Raw genomic sequence first — 247 nt, forward strand, 5'->3', positions numbered from 1 at the left:
GTGGTCAACGTGAACCTGGATTACCGCCTGGGGCGCAACTGGGTGCTCTTCGCCAAGGTGGACAACCTGTTCGACACCCGGTACGAGACCTTGGGGGCGTTCAACCGCAACGCCTTCGACCCAGCCACCGGCCAGCCCCTGGATCAACTGGGGCCTGTGGAGCGCTTCGTCGCGCCGGGCGCCCCCCGGGCCGGCTGGGTCGGGGTGAAATACCAGTTCGGCGTTCCGCCCGGGCGCTAGGGAACCC

1 protein-coding gene is annotated in these 247 nt (G+C 68.4%); it reads left to right on the forward strand.

Annotation, left to right across the window (positions count from 1 at the left end):
• Positions 1 to 240, forward strand: a 240-nt coding sequence (locus ACTFO6_RS19380) for a hypothetical protein (RefSeq protein ID WP_439935948.1), incomplete at its 5' end; no start/stop codon positions are given.
• Positions 241 to 247: the final 7 nt, after the last annotated feature.

The sequence above is a fragment of the Pelomicrobium sp. G1 genome (assembly GCF_051905455.1).
Lineage (GTDB): Bacteria > Pseudomonadota > Gammaproteobacteria > Burkholderiales > UBA6910 > Pelomicrobium.